Source organism: Bradyrhizobium sp. SMVTL-02 (assembly GCF_051853005.1).
In the GTDB taxonomy this organism is placed as follows: domain Bacteria; phylum Pseudomonadota; class Alphaproteobacteria; order Rhizobiales; family Xanthobacteraceae; genus Bradyrhizobium.
In genome coordinates this window covers 8,332,473-8,349,007 of the sequence record NZ_CP182469.1, presented here as the reverse complement: position 1 = coordinate 8,349,007, position 16,535 = coordinate 8,332,473, and the positions used below count along the sequence as shown (strand labels likewise).

Genomic DNA, 16,535 nt, shown 5'->3' with positions numbered 1-16,535 from the left:
TCTCGGCAACAGCGATTTGCACAACACTACGAACATTGCAATTGAACCTCCGGCCGAGCGTGCCGGCTCTTTGGACCATGCATCATTTTTGGGCTCGCCGGACGGCAGGTGCTGCGGCGGCTCCCTCGGCCTGACGTCGATCCGACTGCGCTTCCTCCGCGCTCTCGAAAATATGCGGCGCGACGCCGCGCTTCTCCAGGGCTTCGCCGAGCTTGATGCGCAGGAAGCCCGACGTGGTGTAGCGCGACACCCCGGAATAGAAGCGGTCGACCAGGCTGCGCACCATGGCTGAATAGTCGTCCATCAGCTCGGGCAGGATGGAAAAATTGTCATAATTGACGATGGCGTAGACCCGGCGGCCGAGCGGTGCGAGCTTCGCCTCGACGATATCGGCGATGGTGTCGATCTCCGCCTTGCTGCGCAGCGGATAGCGCTCCAGATTGACGAAGAACAGGTTCTGCTGCTCGTCCAGAGTGAAGCGCTGGTCGAGCGGGATGGTGAGCAGGCGCTCGCGCAGCTCCATGGGACCGTCGCGGAAGATGCGGGCGTCCATCAGCGCAGGGTCGCGCGGGATCAGCGGCTTGAAGTCCATCAGGCGCAGGATGTCGCGCTCGATGTCGATGCCGGGCGCGATTTCGGTGAGCTCGAGCCCGTCCGGCCTGAGCTCGAGCACGCAGCGTTCGGTGACATAGAGCGTGCGTTGCTTGCGCGCGGCGGCGAACGGGCCGCTGAAGGTGACGTGCTCGACCTTGTCGACGAACTTGCGCGATTTGGCTTCGTCGAGAATGACGAGCTTGCCGTCGTTCACCGCGATGCGCTGTTTGCCCGCGCCGAACGTGCCGACGAACACGACCTCCTTGGCGCTCTGGCTGATGTTGATGAAGCCGCCGGCCCCGGCAAGCTTCGGCCCGAACTTGCTGACATTGAGATTGCCGGCACGGTCGACCTGGGCGAGGCCGAGGAAGGCGGCATCGAGGCCGCCGCCGTCGTAGAAGTCGAACTGATAGGGCTGGTCGATCACCGCCTGGGTGTTGATCGCAGCGCCGAAATCGATGCCGCTCGCCGGGATGCCGCCGATCACGCCCGGCTCCGCCGTCAGCGTGATGAGGTCGATGATCCGCTCTTCATTGGCAACCGAGGCGATTCCTTCCGGCATGCCGATGCCGAGATTGACGACACTGTTGGCCTTGAGCTCGAGGGCGGCGCGCCGGGCGATGATCTTGCGCTCGCTGACCGGCATCACCGGCAGCGAGGCGGCGCGGACACGGATCTCGCTCGAGAACGCCGGATTGTATTGCGTGCCGAAGGTCTGCCAGTGGTTCTCAGGTCTCGCCACCACGACGCAGTCGACGAGGATGCCGGGGATCTTGACCTGGCGCGGATTGAGGCTGCCGCTCTCCGCGACACGCTCGACCTGGGCGATGACGATGCCGCCGGAATTATGCGCCGCCATGGCGATGGCGAGCGCCTCCAGCGTCAGCGCCTCCTTTTCCATGGTGAGGTTGCCGTCGGGATCGCCCGTCGTGGCGCGGATGATCCCGACATTGATCGGGAACGCCTTGTAGAGCAGGCACTCCTCGCCGCGCAGCGTGACGAGCTCCACCATGTCCTCGGTGGTGCGCGCATTCAGCTTGCCGCCGCCATGCCGGGGGTCGACGAAGGTGCCCATGCCGATGCGGGTAATGTGGCCGGGCCGGCGCGCCGCGATGTCGCGGAACAGGTGGGTGATCACGCCCTGCGGCAGATTATAGGCCTCGATCTGATTGGCGATCGCGAGCTGCTGCAGCTTCGGCGCAAGGCCCCAATGCCCGCCGATCACGCGCCGGACCAGGCCTTCATGCGCGAAATGGTTGAGGCCGCGGTGCTTGCCGTCGCCCTGGCCGGCCGCATAGACCAGCGTCAGGTTGCGCGGCTTGCCTTGCGTGTAGGGCGCATCGCCCTCGTTGGACAGATAAAGCTCCTCCAGTGCGATCGCGATCTCCTCGGCAAAGCCGATGCCGACGAAGCCGCCGGTGGCCACCGTGTCGCCGTCACGGATCAGCATGACGGCTTCCGCGGCGGTGACGACTTTGCCCTTCTCGGCGTTGCGCAAATAGGGCAAGGCAGGATGCTGGCTCATGGCATTCCCTCCCATGTCTGTTGCGGACCGCATGGCGGTTCTTCTTGCTTGCCTCCATTCGTATCGCGTGGAGCGGCCGGCGACCAGCCGCTCCGGCGTCGCGGAGGCGCGTTCAGGGCTGGGCGACCTTGCGTGTCTCGGTCGCGAAATAGACCGAGACGATGGTGATGAGCGCCAGCGCGATCATGTAGAGCGAGATCGGCCAGGTCGCCGGCGCGTAGGCCGTCATCAATCCGGTCGCGATCAGCGGCGACAGCGCGCCGGCGAATATCGAGGCGAGGTTGTAGCCGAGCGAGACGCCGCTGTAGCGCACCTTGGTGCCGAACAGCTCCGACAGGAAGCTCGCCTGCGGGCCGTACATCGCGGCATGGCCGACGGCGAGGCCGAGCACGATCGCGATCCAGGCGTATTGCGGGTTCTTGGTCGACAGCAGCATGAACAGCGGGAACGACATCAGCGCCGAGAACACCGCGCCGAAGATGTAGATCGGCCGCCGCCCGAGCCGGTCGGAGAGCGCGCCGAAGGCCGGGATGGTGAAGGTCTCGATCGCCGCGCCGATCAGCACGCCGTTGAGCATGTCCTGCTTGTTCATGCCGAGTGATTGCGTGGCATAGGCGAGCACGAAGGTCGCGTAGATGTAGAAGAAGCCGTTCTCGGCGAAGCGCGCGCCCATCGCGAGCAGGATGTTCTTGGGGTACATCCGGATAGCCTCGAGGATCGGCATCTTGACTTCCTGCTTGGTGTCCTTGACCTTCTGGAACTCCGGCGATTCCGCGATGGTGAAGCGGATCCACAGGCCGACCAGCACCAGCGCGATCGAGAACAGGAACGGGATGCGCCAGCCCCAGGCATAGAGCTGCGCGTCGGTGAGCAGTGCGGAGACCACGGAGAATACCAGCGTGCCGAGCACGAGGCCGAGCGGCGCCCCCAGCTGCGGCCAGCTGCCGTAGAAACCTTTCTTGTCCGCGGGCGCATGCTCGACCGCCATCAGCACCGCGCCGCCCCATTCGCCGCCGAGACCAAAGCCCTGGATCAGGCGGCAGGTGACGAGCAGGATCGCGGCCCAGATGCCGGCGGTTTCATAGGTCGGCAGGAAACCGATCGCCGCGGTCGCCGCGCCCATGATCAGCAGCGTCAGATAGAGCATGGTCTTGCGACCGATCTTGTCGCCGTAATGCCCGAACACGACGCCGCCGAGCGGGCGGGCGATGAAGCCGAGCGCGTAGGTGGCGAACGCCAGCAGCGTGCCCATCATTGGATCGAAGGTCGGAAAGAACAGCTTGTTGAAGATCAGCGCCGCGGCCGTGCCGTAGAGGAAGAAGTCGTACCACTCGATCGCCGTGCCGATCAGGCTCGCGGTGGCGACCGTGACGTGCGAGGGCTGTCTCGTCTGAAGCTGATGGACCGAGATCGCTTCACTCATCTTGCGTCCTCCCTGGTTGTGAATGCGCACGTGCAGCATGCGTCATTGTGCAAAGCGAAGAGCAAGCTCCGCGCCAGATGCCACAGGTTTGCGCAAATTGGCTGAAAATCCAGCAGATTCAGCGAATGCTTCGGGAAAAAGCGGCCAGATCGTATGTCAGGATTCCGAGACTCCGGACAGCCCGAGTCTCGAAACTCAGACGGAGGCCGGTCCCGCGGCGAGACCGAACTTGGCGAGCTTCTTGTAGAAGGTCGCGCGCGAGATCCGCAGCATCTTGGCGGCCTCGGAGATCTGGCCGTTGCTGGCGGCGAGCGCCTGCTCGAGCGTGTGCTTCTCGAACTCGGCTTCGGCCTCGGCATAGGGCACGACGAGACCGACCGGCCGCTCCGGCGCTGCAAGCCTGACCTCGCTGCCAACAGGCAGAATGCGGACGAAGTCGTCACCGGTCAGGCGCCCGGAATCGCTGAGGATCAGCGCGCGCTCGAGAATGTTGCGGAGCTCGCGGACATTGCCCGGCCAGTCGTAACGGGCGAGCGCGGCCAGCGCGCTCGGCGTGATCTTGGCCTTGACGTAATCGCCGGACGCGCTGATGTCGTCGAGCAGCCGGGCGCAGATGTCGGGGAGATCGTCCAGGCACTGGCGCAGCGGCGGCAGGTCGACCGAGAGCACGTTGAGGCGGTAGTAGAGATCGGGCCGGAACGCGCCGTCGCTGACGCGCTTGCGCAAATCGACATTGGTCGCGGCGATGACGCGGACGTCGACCTTGCTGATCTTGTCCGAGCCGAGCGGCTCGATCTCGCGCTCCTGCAGCACGCGCAGGAGCTTGGCCTGGAGCTGCAGCGGCATCTCGCCGATCTCGTCGAGGAACAGCGTGCCGCCGTCGGCGACCCGGAATTTGCCCTCGCGCCCCCTGCGGTCGGCGCCGGTATAGGCGCCGGGAACGGCGCCGAAGAATTCGGACTCGATCAGCGTTTCCGGGATCGCTGCGACATTGACGCTGACGAACGGCTTGTCGGCCCGGGAGGAGGCGTTGTGGATGGCCTGCGCCAGCATTTCCTTGCCCGTTCCGGTCTCGCCGGTGAGCAGCACCGTGACGCTCTGCCGCGCGGCGCGGCCCGCGAGCTCCTTGGCCTGCGCGATGGCGGGCGTCGAGCCGACGAAATCGGCGAAGGTGAAGCGCGCCGCGCGGGCGTTGGACAATTGCCGTCGCGCCAGCCGCAAATCGCTCTCCAGCCGGGCGACGCGGGCGAGCAGCGGCTTGAGACTCTCCAGATGGTCATAGAGCACGAACCCGATCGCGCCGATGACCTTGCGGTTCTCGTCCTCGATCGGCATGCGCGTCACCACGAGCTGCTCGCCGCCGAGCTCCATGATGTCGAGCAGGATCGGCTCGCCGGTCTCGGCCACCTTCCGCATCAGGCTGTTCGGAATGATCTCCTCGATCGGCCGGCCGATCGCGTCTGCGGTCTGCTCGAGGCCGAGCGAGGCCAGATATTTCTCGTTGACGTAGACGACGCGCCCGCCGCGATCGATCGCAATCGCGCCCTCGCAGAGGTTCTCCAGCCGCTCGAACAGCGTCACCATCGCGCGGGCACGGAGATAGGCGGGATCGCTGACGGCGGAAGTGGGGACGGACATGGCGTGCCTCGCGGGAAGCCCGCCTGTTTATTAGCAAAAGTGTAGCGATTTCAAAGGGAGAAATGGGCGTTGAGGTGCGGCCACACCCGCCACTGTCATGCCCCGGCTCGACCGGGGCATCCAGTACGCCGCGGCGGATCGATTCAACAACGACTGTCTCTGGAATACCGGGTCGCCCGGTCAAGCCGGGCGACGACACCGAGATTGAAGCGGCGCTTGCGCTCTACCTCCGATACAAGCTCGCCCGCGAATAGCCGTGGCGGTTCTGCTGCATCGGGCGGGTGGCGACGCTGGCGCGGGCTTCGCTGGAGACCGGCGTTGCGAGCTTCAGCTCCTCCAGGAAGATCGGGCGGGAGAAGTAATAGCCCTGCGCGTAGCGGATCTTGGTCGCGGCCTGCAGATAAGCCAGCTCCTCGTAGGATTCGAGGCCCTCGGCGATCACGGTGATGCCGAGCGCCTCGCTTAGGGATTCGATCGCGCGCAAGATGCCCTGGCTGCGGGGGCGCTTGTGGATGTCAGTGATGAAGGAGCGGTCGATCTTGATCTCGTCCGCGGTGATGTCGGCGAGCGCCGAGAGCGAGGAATAGCCGGTGCCGAAATCGTCGATCGAGATGCCGACGCCGAGCTTGCGGAACATCGGCAGGATCTCGGCCTGGAAATGATTCTTCGCGACGAAGGCGTCTTCCGTCACCTCGATCATGAAGCGCTGCGGAAAGCCGGTCTCCTCCAGTGCCCGCGCGAAGCTGCGCATGAACTCGGGATTGCCGGCCTGCCTGGCGGCGACGTTGATGCTGATGGTCGCTGCCGCGCCGAAGGTGTCGTTGATGACGTCGATCGACTTGACGATCTCGGCGAGCACGAGATGGGTCAGCTCGTCGATCAGCCCGAGCTCGCCGGCGAGGTTGATGAACGAACCCGGCGCCTGGATCACGCCTTCGTCGTCGCGCAGGCGCACCAGGGCTTCGATGCCCTTCACGGCCTGCGTGCGGATGTCGACCTTGGACTGGAAGGCGCAGCAGAAGCGCTTTTCCAGGATGGCGAGCCGCAGCGACTGCTCGATCTTGCTCCGCGCCAGCGCCTCGCGCTCCATGTTGGCGTCGAAGAATGCGGCCAGTCCCTTGCCGTTGTTCTTGATGCGGTACATCGCAATGTCGGCGTTCTGCCGCAGCGTCTCGAAGCTGCGCCCGTGGTCGGGATAGAGGCTGATGCCGACCGAGGTCGAGGCGAACACTTCCGAATGATCGATGAAGAACGGCGCAGTCAGCCGCTCCAGCGTCGACTGCATGAACTCGGCGACTTCCTCCTGGCTCTGGATCGGGGAGAGCAGCAGCAGGAATTCGTCGCCGGAGATGCGCGACAGCATGTCGGAATCGCGCAAGTCGCGCCCGAGCCGCTTCGACAGCTCGACCAGCAGCGCATCGCCCACCGCGTGGCCGTAATAGTCGTTGATGTGCTTGAAGTTGTCGACGTCGAGAAAGGCCAGCGCGAAACGCTCGCTGCTGCGATCCTTCGCGAGCAGGCCGTTGGCGCGATGCTCGATCACGCGGCGCGAAGGCAGGCCGGTCAGCTCGTCGAAATGGGCCGAGCGGAACAGCTGGTCCTCGAAATTCTTCTGCTCGGTGATGTCGGAGGAGGCCGAGATCAGGAGCTCGCGTCCGGCGAGACGAACGGGTCGATGGGTCGTGAGCAGCACCTGGCGCGCGGCGCCGTCGTGAAGCGCTTCCTCGATGACGATGGCCTGGCCGGCGCTCAGAGCCTTGCGGCAGGCTTCGCGGCGCGGCGCCAGGTCCGGCGAGGGACGGCTGCCGTCGATGCCGAGCTGGGCCGCAGCGGCATCGTTGACCAGCAGAAGCTCGCCATGGGCATCCTGCACGGTCAGCCCGGCCGGCAGCATTCTAACGATTTCCTTGAGAAATCCGAGTTCGGCCTCGGTCGCGCCGGAATATTTGTCGTCGTTCATAGAAGTCATGAATCTTGTTGTTCAGCGCGCCTTTGCAATGCACGCGATCATGCGCAGTTCCCTCTTAAGTTTGGTTAAGGGGTGCGGAGAAATACGGGGGTGTCCTCGACGAAACTGGCGACGATGCAACGCGCGCAAATCGTCATTAACAGAGCGTCAACGGTCGCCTGCGAAAGCGCGAGCAGAGCGCGCGGATCGCTTTCGTTTTGCTCGAATCTTGTTGCGAGCTCAGCCTTGTTTGAATCGATGGGAGCCCCGGCGCACCTCTCCCCGTTGGGGAGAGGTGATCCGACCGAGTCTTGCTCTCCGCTAGCCGCCTTTGGGGATGCGGCATTGCATGATGCAATGCAGCCCGGACTTGAGATAGGAGATCTCGGTTCTACCATCGAAAGCCGAAAGTGCCGATTTCAGCAGCTTGGTGCCGAAGCCGGGCTCGGACACCTTGTCCACGCTCGGCCCCTCGGTTTCGTCCCAGGTGATGGTCAGGCGGTCCTCGCTGACGGTCCACGACACCTGCAACAGGCCGCGCGGCGCGGAGAATGCGCCATACTTTCCTGCATTGGTGGCGAGCTCGTGAAACATCAATGACAGCGTGACCGCGAGCTTTGGCGGCAGGAACAGCCGGTCGCCGTTCAGGGTGAAGCGGACATGGCCGTAGGGCCCGAGCTCGGCGATCAGGAGGTCGCGGATATCGCAGCCCCCCTTGTCGATCCGCGAGATCAGATCGTCGGTCGTGGCCAGCGAACGCAGCCGCGGATCGATCCGGGCCCAGACCTGGGGCTGGTCGTGCAGCACCTGATGGATCACGGCGTGCACGGTCGAGAGCTTGTTCTTCAGCCGGTGCTGGAGCTCGTCGACCAGCAGCTTGCGATAATCCTCCTCCTCGATCAGGCGTTTGGAGATCCGGCGCTGCTCGATCAGGAGCGTCCGATAATGCTCGACGCCCCAGATGGTGAGCGCGCAGACCACCCAGTACAGCGCCAGCAGGGCAAAGCGGGCGTTGTCGGCAATGGCATCGCTGAAATTCAGGACCACGCCGAGCACGCCGCCGATGATCGCCGTCACGATGCCGAGCCGAAAACCTCCGAAGGCGGCGGCAAAGAACACGGCCGGAAAGTAAGGCGTGAAGTAGACGTCGGGGCGGACTTGGGCGAGCCCCCAGCGCGCCAGCGTCGCCACCAGCAGGCAGGCGATCGCAAAAGCGATGCTCAGGCCGAGCGAGGGCGGTGCCACGCCCTGCCAGCCCTTGCGGAACTCCTCGATCAGCTTCTCCATGCCCAGCCCGGTTGCGACGTGCGGCCGCCTTGAATGTTACGCATGTCGGGCGCGCAAGCAAAGCTTGCCTTGTCGAAAGCCGGCAGGAATAGTGACCGTCGCGGCAGCGACTGTCGCGGTGCCGTCGTCGATCGGTGTTTGCCGTTTGGCGTCAAGGGGTTCGAAAGCAGGAACATTCCATGGGCAGGCTGGACGGCAAGGTGGCGGTGATCACGGGCGCGACGAGCGGGATCGGATTGCGGACTGCGGAAGTCTTCGTTGCTGAAGGTGCCAAAATTGTGATCGCCGGGCGGCGCGTACCGGAAGGCGAGGCGCTGGCGAGGCAGCTCGGGGCTACTTGCGTCTTCCTTCAGACCGACGTGACGGTCGAAGCGCAGATGCAGGCGCTGATCGCGCTCGCGGTGGAGAAGTTCGGCCGCATCGATTGCCTGTTCAACAATGCCGGCGGCCCGGCGCAGACCGGCGGGATCGAGGGTCTCGAGGTCGAGCGCTTCGACGCGGCGATGGCGACGCTGGTGCGCAGCGTCATGCTCGGCATGAAGCACGCCGCGCCCCATATGAAGAAGCAGGGATCTGGCAGCATCATCAACAATGGCAGCATCGCGGGCCGTCTTGCAGGCTTCTCCTCATCGATCGTCTATGGCGCGGCCAAGGCTGCGGTGATCCATCTCACCAGATGCGTGGCGATGGAGCTCGGCGAGTCCAACGTGCGCGTCAACTCGATCTCGCCCGGCGCGATCGCGACCGGCATCTTCGGCAAGGCGCTGGGACTCTCGACCGACGCCGCGGAGAAGACGCCGGCGGTGATGCGCGAGGTCTACAAGACCGCGCAGCCGATCCCGCGCGCCGGTCTTCCTGATGATATCGCCCATGCCGCGGTGTTTCTGGCCAGCGACGAATCCAGCTTCATCAACGGCCACGACCTCGTCATCGACGGCGCCATGACCGGCGGCCGCAACTGGAGCCAACAGCAGCAGGGCTTGTCGGCCTTGCGCAAGGCGTTCGATCAGGGGGCGTAGGACGAGGCGGTCCCTGTAGGTTGGGCAAAGGCGCCCTTCGCGTGCCGCGCCCACCACTGGGTAGGCTTCCGTCATTGCGAGGAGCCCTTGCGACGAAGCAATCCAGACTGTTTCCGCGGACACGGTCTGGATTGCTTCGCGTCGCTCGTTAGTGACGGTGGTGCCGCTAAACTGCCTTCACCCGCACCCTCAACCCGTCCCGCGGCTTCGGGATCGGCCACATCTGCCAGTCCGGCCTGTAGCCCGGTGCCAGCGACACCTCGATGTTCTGCAGGAAGTGCCGCGCGAAGCACTTGGCCTGCATGTAGGCGAAGTGCAGGCCGAGGCACATGTGCGCGCCGCCGCCGAACGGGACGAAGGCGAAGCGATGGCGGCCACGCTGGGCCTCCTCGGTGAAACGCAGGGGATCGAAGCGATCCGGCTCCGGCCAGATGTCCTTCATGTGATGCGTATAGAGCGGGTTGACGCCGACCGCGGTGCCGGCGGGGATCGTATAGCCCCTGAAGGTGAAATCCCGCATCGCGCGGCGCGGCATCGAGGGCACCGGTGGCTTGATCCGCAGCGCCTCCTTGAACGCCATCTCCGACAGCGGCATCTTTTCGAGATCGTCGAAGCTGCTGGGCGCGCCGGGGGGAAGCCCGAGCGCCAGAACCTCCGCGCGCAGCCTGTCCTGCCAGTCCGGGTTCGCGGCGAGCTCGCCGATGAACGAGGTCAGCGACGAGGTCAGCGTGTCGTGCGCTGCCATCATCAGGAAGCTCATGTGGTCGATGATGTCCTGCTCGGACAGCAGCGCGCCGTCATCATGGGTGGCGCGGCAGAGCTGCGAGAACAGATCGTCGCCGCCGTGATTGCCGCGGCGGAGCGGGATCTGCTGGCGGAAATAGGCGACGATGCGCTTGCGCCCCGCAACGCCGCGCGCCATCTGGGTGCCCGGCAGCGGCCTGCGGATCGGGGCTACGGCGGCCGCGACCATGTCGACGAAGGCGCGGTTGATCTCATCGACCTCCGGCCCGATATCGGCGCCGAGGAAGGATACCGCAGCGAGATCGAGCGTGAGCTGCTTCATCGCGGGATAGAGCTGCATCTCGCCGGGCCTCGCCTTCCACAGCGCCACGCGCGCGGCAATGCCGCGGTCGAGATCGCTGAGATAGGATTTCATCGGTCCGGACTTGAAGGCGACCGACAACGTCTTGCGATGCAGCCGGTGCTCGTCGAAATCGAGCAGCATCAACCCGCGCGGAAACAACAGGCCCAGCACCTTGTTCCAGCCATGGGTCGAGGAGAACAATTTTTGCTGGTCGAACATCACGAGCTCGTTGGCCTCGGGGCCGAGCAGCACGACGTTGGTCTCGCCGAACACATGGGTGCGGTAGACCGGACCGTATTTGGCGCCGTTCGCCTCGATATGTCCCTTGGGGTCGGCAAGCACCTGAAAAGTCTTGCCGATGACCGGCCAGCCCTCGTCGCCGGGAATGTGCCTCAGCTCATTGCGCTTGGGTGCGGTGAACGGAAGCGCAGGGGCGACGTTCTGCATCGACATGACGATTGCTCCGGTTGAGCAAGGCTGATCCGGTCAGCTTAGCACAGCCTCGCGCAGAAGCGATGTGCCGTTCCTACGTGCGAAAGTGCCGCGGCGTGGTTCACCTCTCCCGTAGGGAGAGGTGAACCCAAGCGGCGCCGATCGCAGCCCTACCCCTTCGCTGCTTCCTTCTGCAGATCCGGTGCGTTGACGGCGGGAATGGCGACGCGGCCGGGGCCGGTGACCTTCAGTGCCTCGGCGGCCTTCTCGTTCTCCATGATCTTGGCCATTACGGCCTGGCCTGCACGCTCGAAGATCGCGCGGTTCTCGATGACGAATTTTTGCGACCTGCGCAGCCCGTCGATGTAGCCGTTGATCTCCGGCACGACATAGCGCGCGACCATGTCCCAGCTCCGGCGCGTGTTTTCCGGATTGGCCCAGTCGTGCACGAAGCCGATGATGGCGCCGACGCCGCCGGACACTTCCATCACGTTCTTGATGGTTTTGACGAGATCGTCCGGCGTGCCGATGGTGGACGCGGCGCCCTCGACGAAAGCGGTCTTGTCCACTGCTTCATCCGCCGAGGAGAACGCGGTCAGGCCCGGCCGCTGCAGCGTGCCGACATTATATTCATTGTGCCAGCGCATCAGCCCGGCGCCGGCCTCGCGACGGGCCTGCTCCCGGGTCTCGGCGATATGGAAGGTCAGCAGCACCCGCCAGTCGGCGCGGTTCACCTTGGTGCCGTGCTTCCTGCCGGCATCCTCGGCGAACTGCCATTGCTGCCGCAGCGACATCAGGCCCTGCGTCGTCATCGAGCCCAGCGAGATGATGCCGATGCCGTATTTGCCGGCGAGCGTCATGCCCGACGGCGAGATCTGCGACGCCACCACGAACGGCATCTCCTCCTGCAAGGGGAGGATCTGCAGCGCGGCATCGTTCATGGTGAACCAGTCGCTCTTCGCGGTGACGCGCTCGCCGTTGAACAGGCGGCGGATGATGCCGATCGCCTCGTCCTGGCGGTCGCGCTGCGTCATCGGGTCGATGCCGAGCGTGTGCGCGTCCGAGGCCAGCGCGCCGGGACCTGAGCCGAAGATGGCGCGGCCGCCGGTCATGTGGTCGAGCTGCACCATGCGCTGGGCGACGTTGAAGGGATGGTGATAGGGCAGCGAGATCACGCCGGTGCCGAGCTTGATCCGCTTGGTGCGCTCGCCGGCGGCCGCCAGGAACATCTCGGGCGAAGCGATCATCTCCCAGCCGGAGGAATGATGCTCGCCGCACCAGAACTCGTCATAGCCGAGCGCGTCCAGCTGCTCGACGAGGTCGAGATCGCGCCGGAACTGGAGCATCGGATGCTCACCGATCGGGTGATGCGGGGCAAGAAAGGCTCCGAACTTCAGGCGCGCCATGGCGTTCTCTCCGGCTGAATTTTCTGTTTGTTGAGACGGTGAGGCTACGTGCCGGAGACGACGAACGCAATCGCGCGATGTCCCGCGTGGTGGAATGCAGGCATGCGTCGAGGCCAGACGAGATGCCTCGCCTCCCTCTCCCCATCCTTACGGGGAGAGGGTCGGGGGGGAGGGGCCTCTCTCCGCGAGGGCGGACGTCGTGGGATTGCTCGCAATAATGACGCGTCGAGAGGGGCGTCGTTCCAGGGAACAGCGCGACTCGCGGAGAGTCCCCCTCACCCGGATCGCAAGAGCGATCCGACCTCTCCCCGCAGGCGGCAGGGCTATCGCATATGGATTTCACGAAGATGGTAAGCGGGCTTGCTCCGCCTCTCCCGCTTGCGGGAGAGGCCGACGCGCCCGGGCGGTGCAAAGCATGCAGCAATCGGGCCAAGCGACAAATCCTACCTCCGAGGTAATCGCGCGGATGACTGCGATTTGCGAGCCTCGCGCCGAACAAATTCCGAAGCTCGTGCGCCAATGCATCAAACCGTCACAAAGCCGATCGACTCGACCCGCCGCTGGTGGGTGCTCGCGATCGTCGTCGCGCCCAGTTCATGTTCGGCGTCGATGCCTTCATCGTGAACGTCGCCATTCCCACCATCGCGGTGGATCTGAAGGCGTCGCCGGCGCAGATCGAATCCGTCATCGCGATCTATCTGATCGCCTATGCCACCCTGGTCGTGACCGGCGGACGGCTTGGCGACATCCACGGCACCAAGACCATCTTCCTGGCCGGCGTGCTCGGCTTCACCGCGACCTCGCTGTGGTGCGGTCTTGCGCAATCCGGTATCGAGCTGATCATGGCGCGGCTGGCGCAGGGCGCGACCGCAGCGCTGATGGTGCCGCAGGTGCTGGCGACGCTGCATCTTCTGTTCAGCGACGAGACGCGCAACCGCGCCTTCGCCGTCTACGGGATCGTGCTCGGGCTCGCGGGCGCCGCGGGCTTTTTGCTCGGCGGGCTGCTGGTCACGCTCGATCTCGCCGGCACCGGCTGGCGGTCGGTGTTCTTCGTCAACGTTCCCTTCGGCCTCGCCATCGCAGCGGCTGCCTGGCGCGTCATGCCGTCGGTGCCGCGACGGGCCGGGACCAGGCTCGACATCAAGGGCAGCATGGTCCTGTTCGCGGGATTGCTGTGCCTGATCGGGCCGCTGCTGTTCGGCCATGATCTCGGCTGGGCGTTATGGTTGTGGCCGGTAATGGCGCTCGGCGGTGCGATCCTCGCGGCGTTCCTCAAGCTCGAACACGCGGTTGCACGTGCCGGCGGCATGCCGCTGATCGATCTGACGGTGCTGGCGGACCCCGCCTTCCTGCGCGGCCTTGGCGCGGCGTTCTTTTTCTTCACCGCCAATCTCTCATTCTATCTGGTCATGACGCTGTTCATGCAGCGCGGCCTGAAGATTCCGCCGCTCGTCGCCGGCATGGCGTTCATCCCGCTCGCGCTCGCCTTCGTCGTGGCCTCGCGCCACAGCGGCGTGCGGGCGCGGCATCGCGGCACCATGGTCTTGATCGAAGGCTGCGCGCTGCAGATCGCGGGCCTCGGCGCGCTTGCGCTGGCCGCATTCTGCGTTGATGCGCCAACACCACTCACGCTCGCGCTGGCCATGGTCATCTTCGGCTATGGCCAGGGACTCGTGATGGCGCCGCTGTCCGGTACCGTGCTCTCGACGGTCAAGCCCGTCGCCGCAGGCTCGGCTTCCGGCATGTACGGTACGACGGCGCAGATCGGAAATGCGGCCGGAGTGGCCGCAATCGGCGCGGTATTCTTCGCGATCGAATCACTGCAATCAGCGCGCGCAGGATTTTTCGTCTCGCTCGCGCTGTTTGTGACGTTAATCATGATCTGCACCGCATTTCTGACGTGGATGCGCCGCGCATCTGCATCAAGTTGAGGCATTGCGGTTAATACATGCGGATTCCCGCGGGATTTCCGGTGATTTTCGCGAGATCGACAGCACTCGGCCTTTTTATTTCGCAATGCAGCAACTATCTGGTTGGGCTGAACGTTGAAAGCCGCCCATCAGGAAAGTGCCGTGTCGTTAGCCAGAAATGTCGATTTGTTGAGACGTCTGCCAAGGCTGGACGGTCTGCGATTCGCCGAGTTCGGCCGTATCCCTGGTTCATCCAGTCCGCTGGAAGAGGTCATGGGCTTCGGCGACAATCCCGGCGCCTTGCGCATGTTCGCGTTCGTGCCGGCGCAACTGCAGAAGCCCCGGGCGCTGGTCGTCGTGCTGCATGGCTGCGGACAGACGGCGGCAGGTTACGATCTCGGCGCCGGCTGGTCGACGCTCGCGCGGCACTACGGCTTCGCGCTGCTGATGCCCGAGCAGCAGCGCGTCAACAACGGCAACACCTGCTTCAACTGGTTCAATCCGGAAGACAGGGCGCGGGACAGCGGCGAGCCGCGCTCGATCCGCGAGATGATCGCGCACATGACGGAGACGCATCGCATCGATCCCAGGCGCATCTTCATCACCGGCCTGTCCGCCGGTGGCGGCATGACGTCGGTGATGCTCGCGACCTATCCGGAAGTCTTTGCGGCTGGCGCGATCATCGCCGGCCTGCCCTACGGCATCGCCTCGAATTTGCGCGAGGCGCTGGACGGCATGTTTCATTCCCCGGCGCGTCCCGCACGCGAACTCGGCGATCTCGTGCGCCGCGCCTCCGATCATCGTGGTCCCTGGCCGAAGGTGTCGGTGTGGCACGGCAGCGCCGATCGCACCGTCAATCCCGGCAATGCCAACGAGATCGTCAAGCAGTGGCTCGATCTGCACGATCTGCCTGAAGTGCCGATGGCGGAGACCAATGTCGACGGCTATCCGCGCCAGGCCTGGTGGAACAAGGACGGCGAGACGCTGGTCGAGTCCTACGCCATCACCGACATGGCCCACGGCACGCCGCTTGGCGTTGCCGACAACGACCAGCGCTACGGCATGGAAGGCGCGTTCCTGATCGAGGCCGGCATCTCCTCGTCCTATCACATCGCGAAGTTCTTCGGCCTGACTGGCTGGATTCCGGATGCGGCGAAGAAAAAAGCAGCGAAGCCTGCCGCTCCGGCTGCTCCGGCGCGCTCACCAGCCCCACATCTCGCCCGCTCGATCCGTGCGAAGGTCGCCGAAGAAGCGGCCGAGCCGAAGCAGCAGGAATCCCGTGGCTTCGATCTCGGCCAGATCATCACGCGCGCCCTGACGGCGGTGGGATTGATGAAGTAAGCTCCTGCTCTGACGCTTGCCCGGGACGACAACCGCGTTTGGGGCGACGCCGTCGCTTCAACTCGGCGAAGCTGCCGTGTGATCGATCACCTCGATCGGCGTCACCGTGACCTCGCCGCCGGCGACCTTTCGCGTCATCTCCTGATAGGCCCGGAAGAAGTCGCGCGACTGCAGCGCCTTTTGCGCGGCATCGTCGCTGACGCTCGCAAGATGGAAATAGCTGCCCTCGTCGCGGGCCTTGAGGACGCGGTATCCGATCCGCCCCTTCAGCTGCGGATCGCCGTCGATCGCCTTGATGAAGCGGCCGATCTCCTGATGCCATTCCTCCGTCGTGCCGTTCCTGAATTGGTATCTGATCATGAAGTGCTTCATGTGACGCTCCCTGTTCGTCATGCGCGTCATCATCTGCGCCTTGGAAGCGATCCCGCAAGTATGGACAAAATTGATAGTATGGACTTTTTCGTTGTCGCTCCTATTCTTTCGCACGCTGGCTAACGCATGGAGGAGACGACATGGCGAAGGCAAGAGTGATCCCGCCGCGCGCCTGTCCGGTCGCGGCGTTTCAAAAGATGATCAGCGGCAAGTACAAGCTGCGCATTGTCTGGGACCTCAAGGACGGCCCACGCCGCTATGGCGAAATCAGGAGCGGTCTGCTGCGCGGCACGTCAGGCAGCGGCGAGATCACCCCGCGCGTGCTCAGCCGCGAATTGAAGGCGCTGACGATGAGCGGCCTGATCGACCGCAAGGACTTTGGCGAGGTGCCGCCGAAAGTCGAGTATCGCCTCACCCGCAAGGGCAAGAGCTTCGTGCCCGTCGTCGCCGCGATTCGCGAATGGGGCGAGCGTAACCTGGGCGAGACGGCGGCGCTCGCAGACGCCGCCGAATAGAGCATGATCCGGAAAACTGTGAAGCGGTTTTCCGATCA

The 16,535-nt window shown here is 64.7% G+C and carries 11 protein-coding genes and 1 pseudogene; 4 read left to right on the top strand and 8 right to left on the bottom strand.

The genetic code is table 11. From position 1 onward, the window contains the following. Positions 1-82: 82 nt before the first annotated feature. The 5 genes from ACNJYB_RS39885 to ACNJYB_RS39865 all read right to left on the bottom strand — a co-directional run bounded on the left by ACNJYB_RS39885 (position 83) and on the right by ACNJYB_RS39865 (position 8,415). Positions 83-2,119 carry an acyl CoA:acetate/3-ketoacid CoA transferase gene (locus ACNJYB_RS39885; protein ID WP_439372016.1) on the bottom strand — a complete coding sequence of 679 codons (2,037 nt, stop codon included), beginning with the start codon at positions 2,117-2,119 and terminating at the stop codon, positions 83-85. Positions 2,120-2,231: 112 nt separating this feature from the next. Beyond that, positions 2,232-3,542: an MFS transporter gene (locus ACNJYB_RS39880; RefSeq protein WP_439372014.1), complete on the bottom strand. Its 1,311-nt coding sequence runs from the start codon at positions 3,540-3,542 to the stop codon at positions 2,232-2,234. Between the two features lie 195 nt (positions 3,543-3,737). Continuing rightward, positions 3,738-5,180 carry a sigma-54 interaction domain-containing protein gene (locus ACNJYB_RS39875; protein WP_439372012.1) on the bottom strand — a complete coding sequence of 481 codons (1,443 nt, stop codon included), beginning with the start codon at positions 5,178-5,180 and terminating at the stop codon, positions 3,738-3,740. A 223-nt stretch (positions 5,181-5,403) separates the two neighbouring features. Next, positions 5,404-7,140 (bottom strand): putative bifunctional diguanylate cyclase/phosphodiesterase, encoded by a 1,737-nt coding sequence (locus tag ACNJYB_RS39870; RefSeq protein WP_439375761.1) that lies wholly within the window; start codon positions 7,138-7,140, stop codon positions 5,404-5,406. Positions 7,141-7,449: 309 nt separating this feature from the next. Beyond that, a complete protein-coding gene (locus ACNJYB_RS39865) occupies positions 7,450-8,415 on the bottom strand; it encodes a sensor histidine kinase (RefSeq protein ID WP_439372010.1) in 966 nt (321 codons plus the stop codon). 179 nt (positions 8,416-8,594) lie between these two features. Between ACNJYB_RS39865 and ACNJYB_RS39860 the strand changes: the two genes are divergently transcribed. Continuing rightward, the gene (locus ACNJYB_RS39860) at positions 8,595-9,434 is read left to right on the top strand and encodes an SDR family NAD(P)-dependent oxidoreductase (protein ID WP_439372008.1); all 840 of its coding nucleotides are present in this window, start codon (positions 8,595-8,597) and stop codon (positions 9,432-9,434) included. A 166-nt stretch (positions 9,435-9,600) separates the two neighbouring features. Here the strand turns inward: ACNJYB_RS39860 and ACNJYB_RS39855 are convergent, their stop codons facing one another. Both ACNJYB_RS39855 and ACNJYB_RS39850 read right to left on the bottom strand, forming a co-directional pair. Next, positions 9,601-10,974 carry a cytochrome P450 gene (locus tag ACNJYB_RS39855; RefSeq protein WP_439372007.1) on the bottom strand — a complete coding sequence of 458 codons (1,374 nt, stop codon included), beginning with the start codon at positions 10,972-10,974 and terminating at the stop codon, positions 9,601-9,603. A gap of 149 nt (positions 10,975-11,123) precedes the next feature. Then, the gene (locus ACNJYB_RS39850) at positions 11,124-12,359 is read right to left on the bottom strand and encodes an LLM class flavin-dependent oxidoreductase (protein WP_439372006.1); all 1,236 of its coding nucleotides are present in this window, start codon (positions 12,357-12,359) and stop codon (positions 11,124-11,126) included. Positions 12,360-12,878: 519 nt separating this feature from the next. On the opposite strand from ACNJYB_RS39850, the pseudogene ACNJYB_RS39845 reads away from it, so the two are divergent. Both ACNJYB_RS39845 and ACNJYB_RS39840 read left to right on the top strand, forming a co-directional pair. Continuing rightward, a pseudogene (locus ACNJYB_RS39845) lies at positions 12,879-14,290 on the top strand (MFS transporter). Between the two features lie 141 nt (positions 14,291-14,431). Beyond that, entirely contained in the window at positions 14,432-15,610 is a 1,179-nt protein-coding gene (locus ACNJYB_RS39840) for an extracellular catalytic domain type 1 short-chain-length polyhydroxyalkanoate depolymerase (RefSeq protein WP_439372004.1), read from the top strand. A gap of 57 nt (positions 15,611-15,667) precedes the next feature. Here ACNJYB_RS39840 and ACNJYB_RS39835 read toward each other — a convergent pair whose 3' ends face one another. Further along, on the bottom strand, positions 15,668-15,982 hold the full coding sequence (locus ACNJYB_RS39835) for a hypothetical protein (protein WP_439372003.1): 315 nt from the start codon (positions 15,980-15,982) through the stop codon (positions 15,668-15,670). Positions 15,983-16,122: 140 nt separating this feature from the next. Between ACNJYB_RS39835 and ACNJYB_RS39830 the strand changes: the two genes are divergently transcribed. Continuing rightward, complete coding sequence (locus ACNJYB_RS39830; protein WP_439372001.1) at positions 16,123-16,497, top strand: winged helix-turn-helix transcriptional regulator; 375 nt, start codon at positions 16,123-16,125, stop codon at positions 16,495-16,497. The last annotated feature ends 38 nt before the right edge of the window (positions 16,498-16,535 follow it).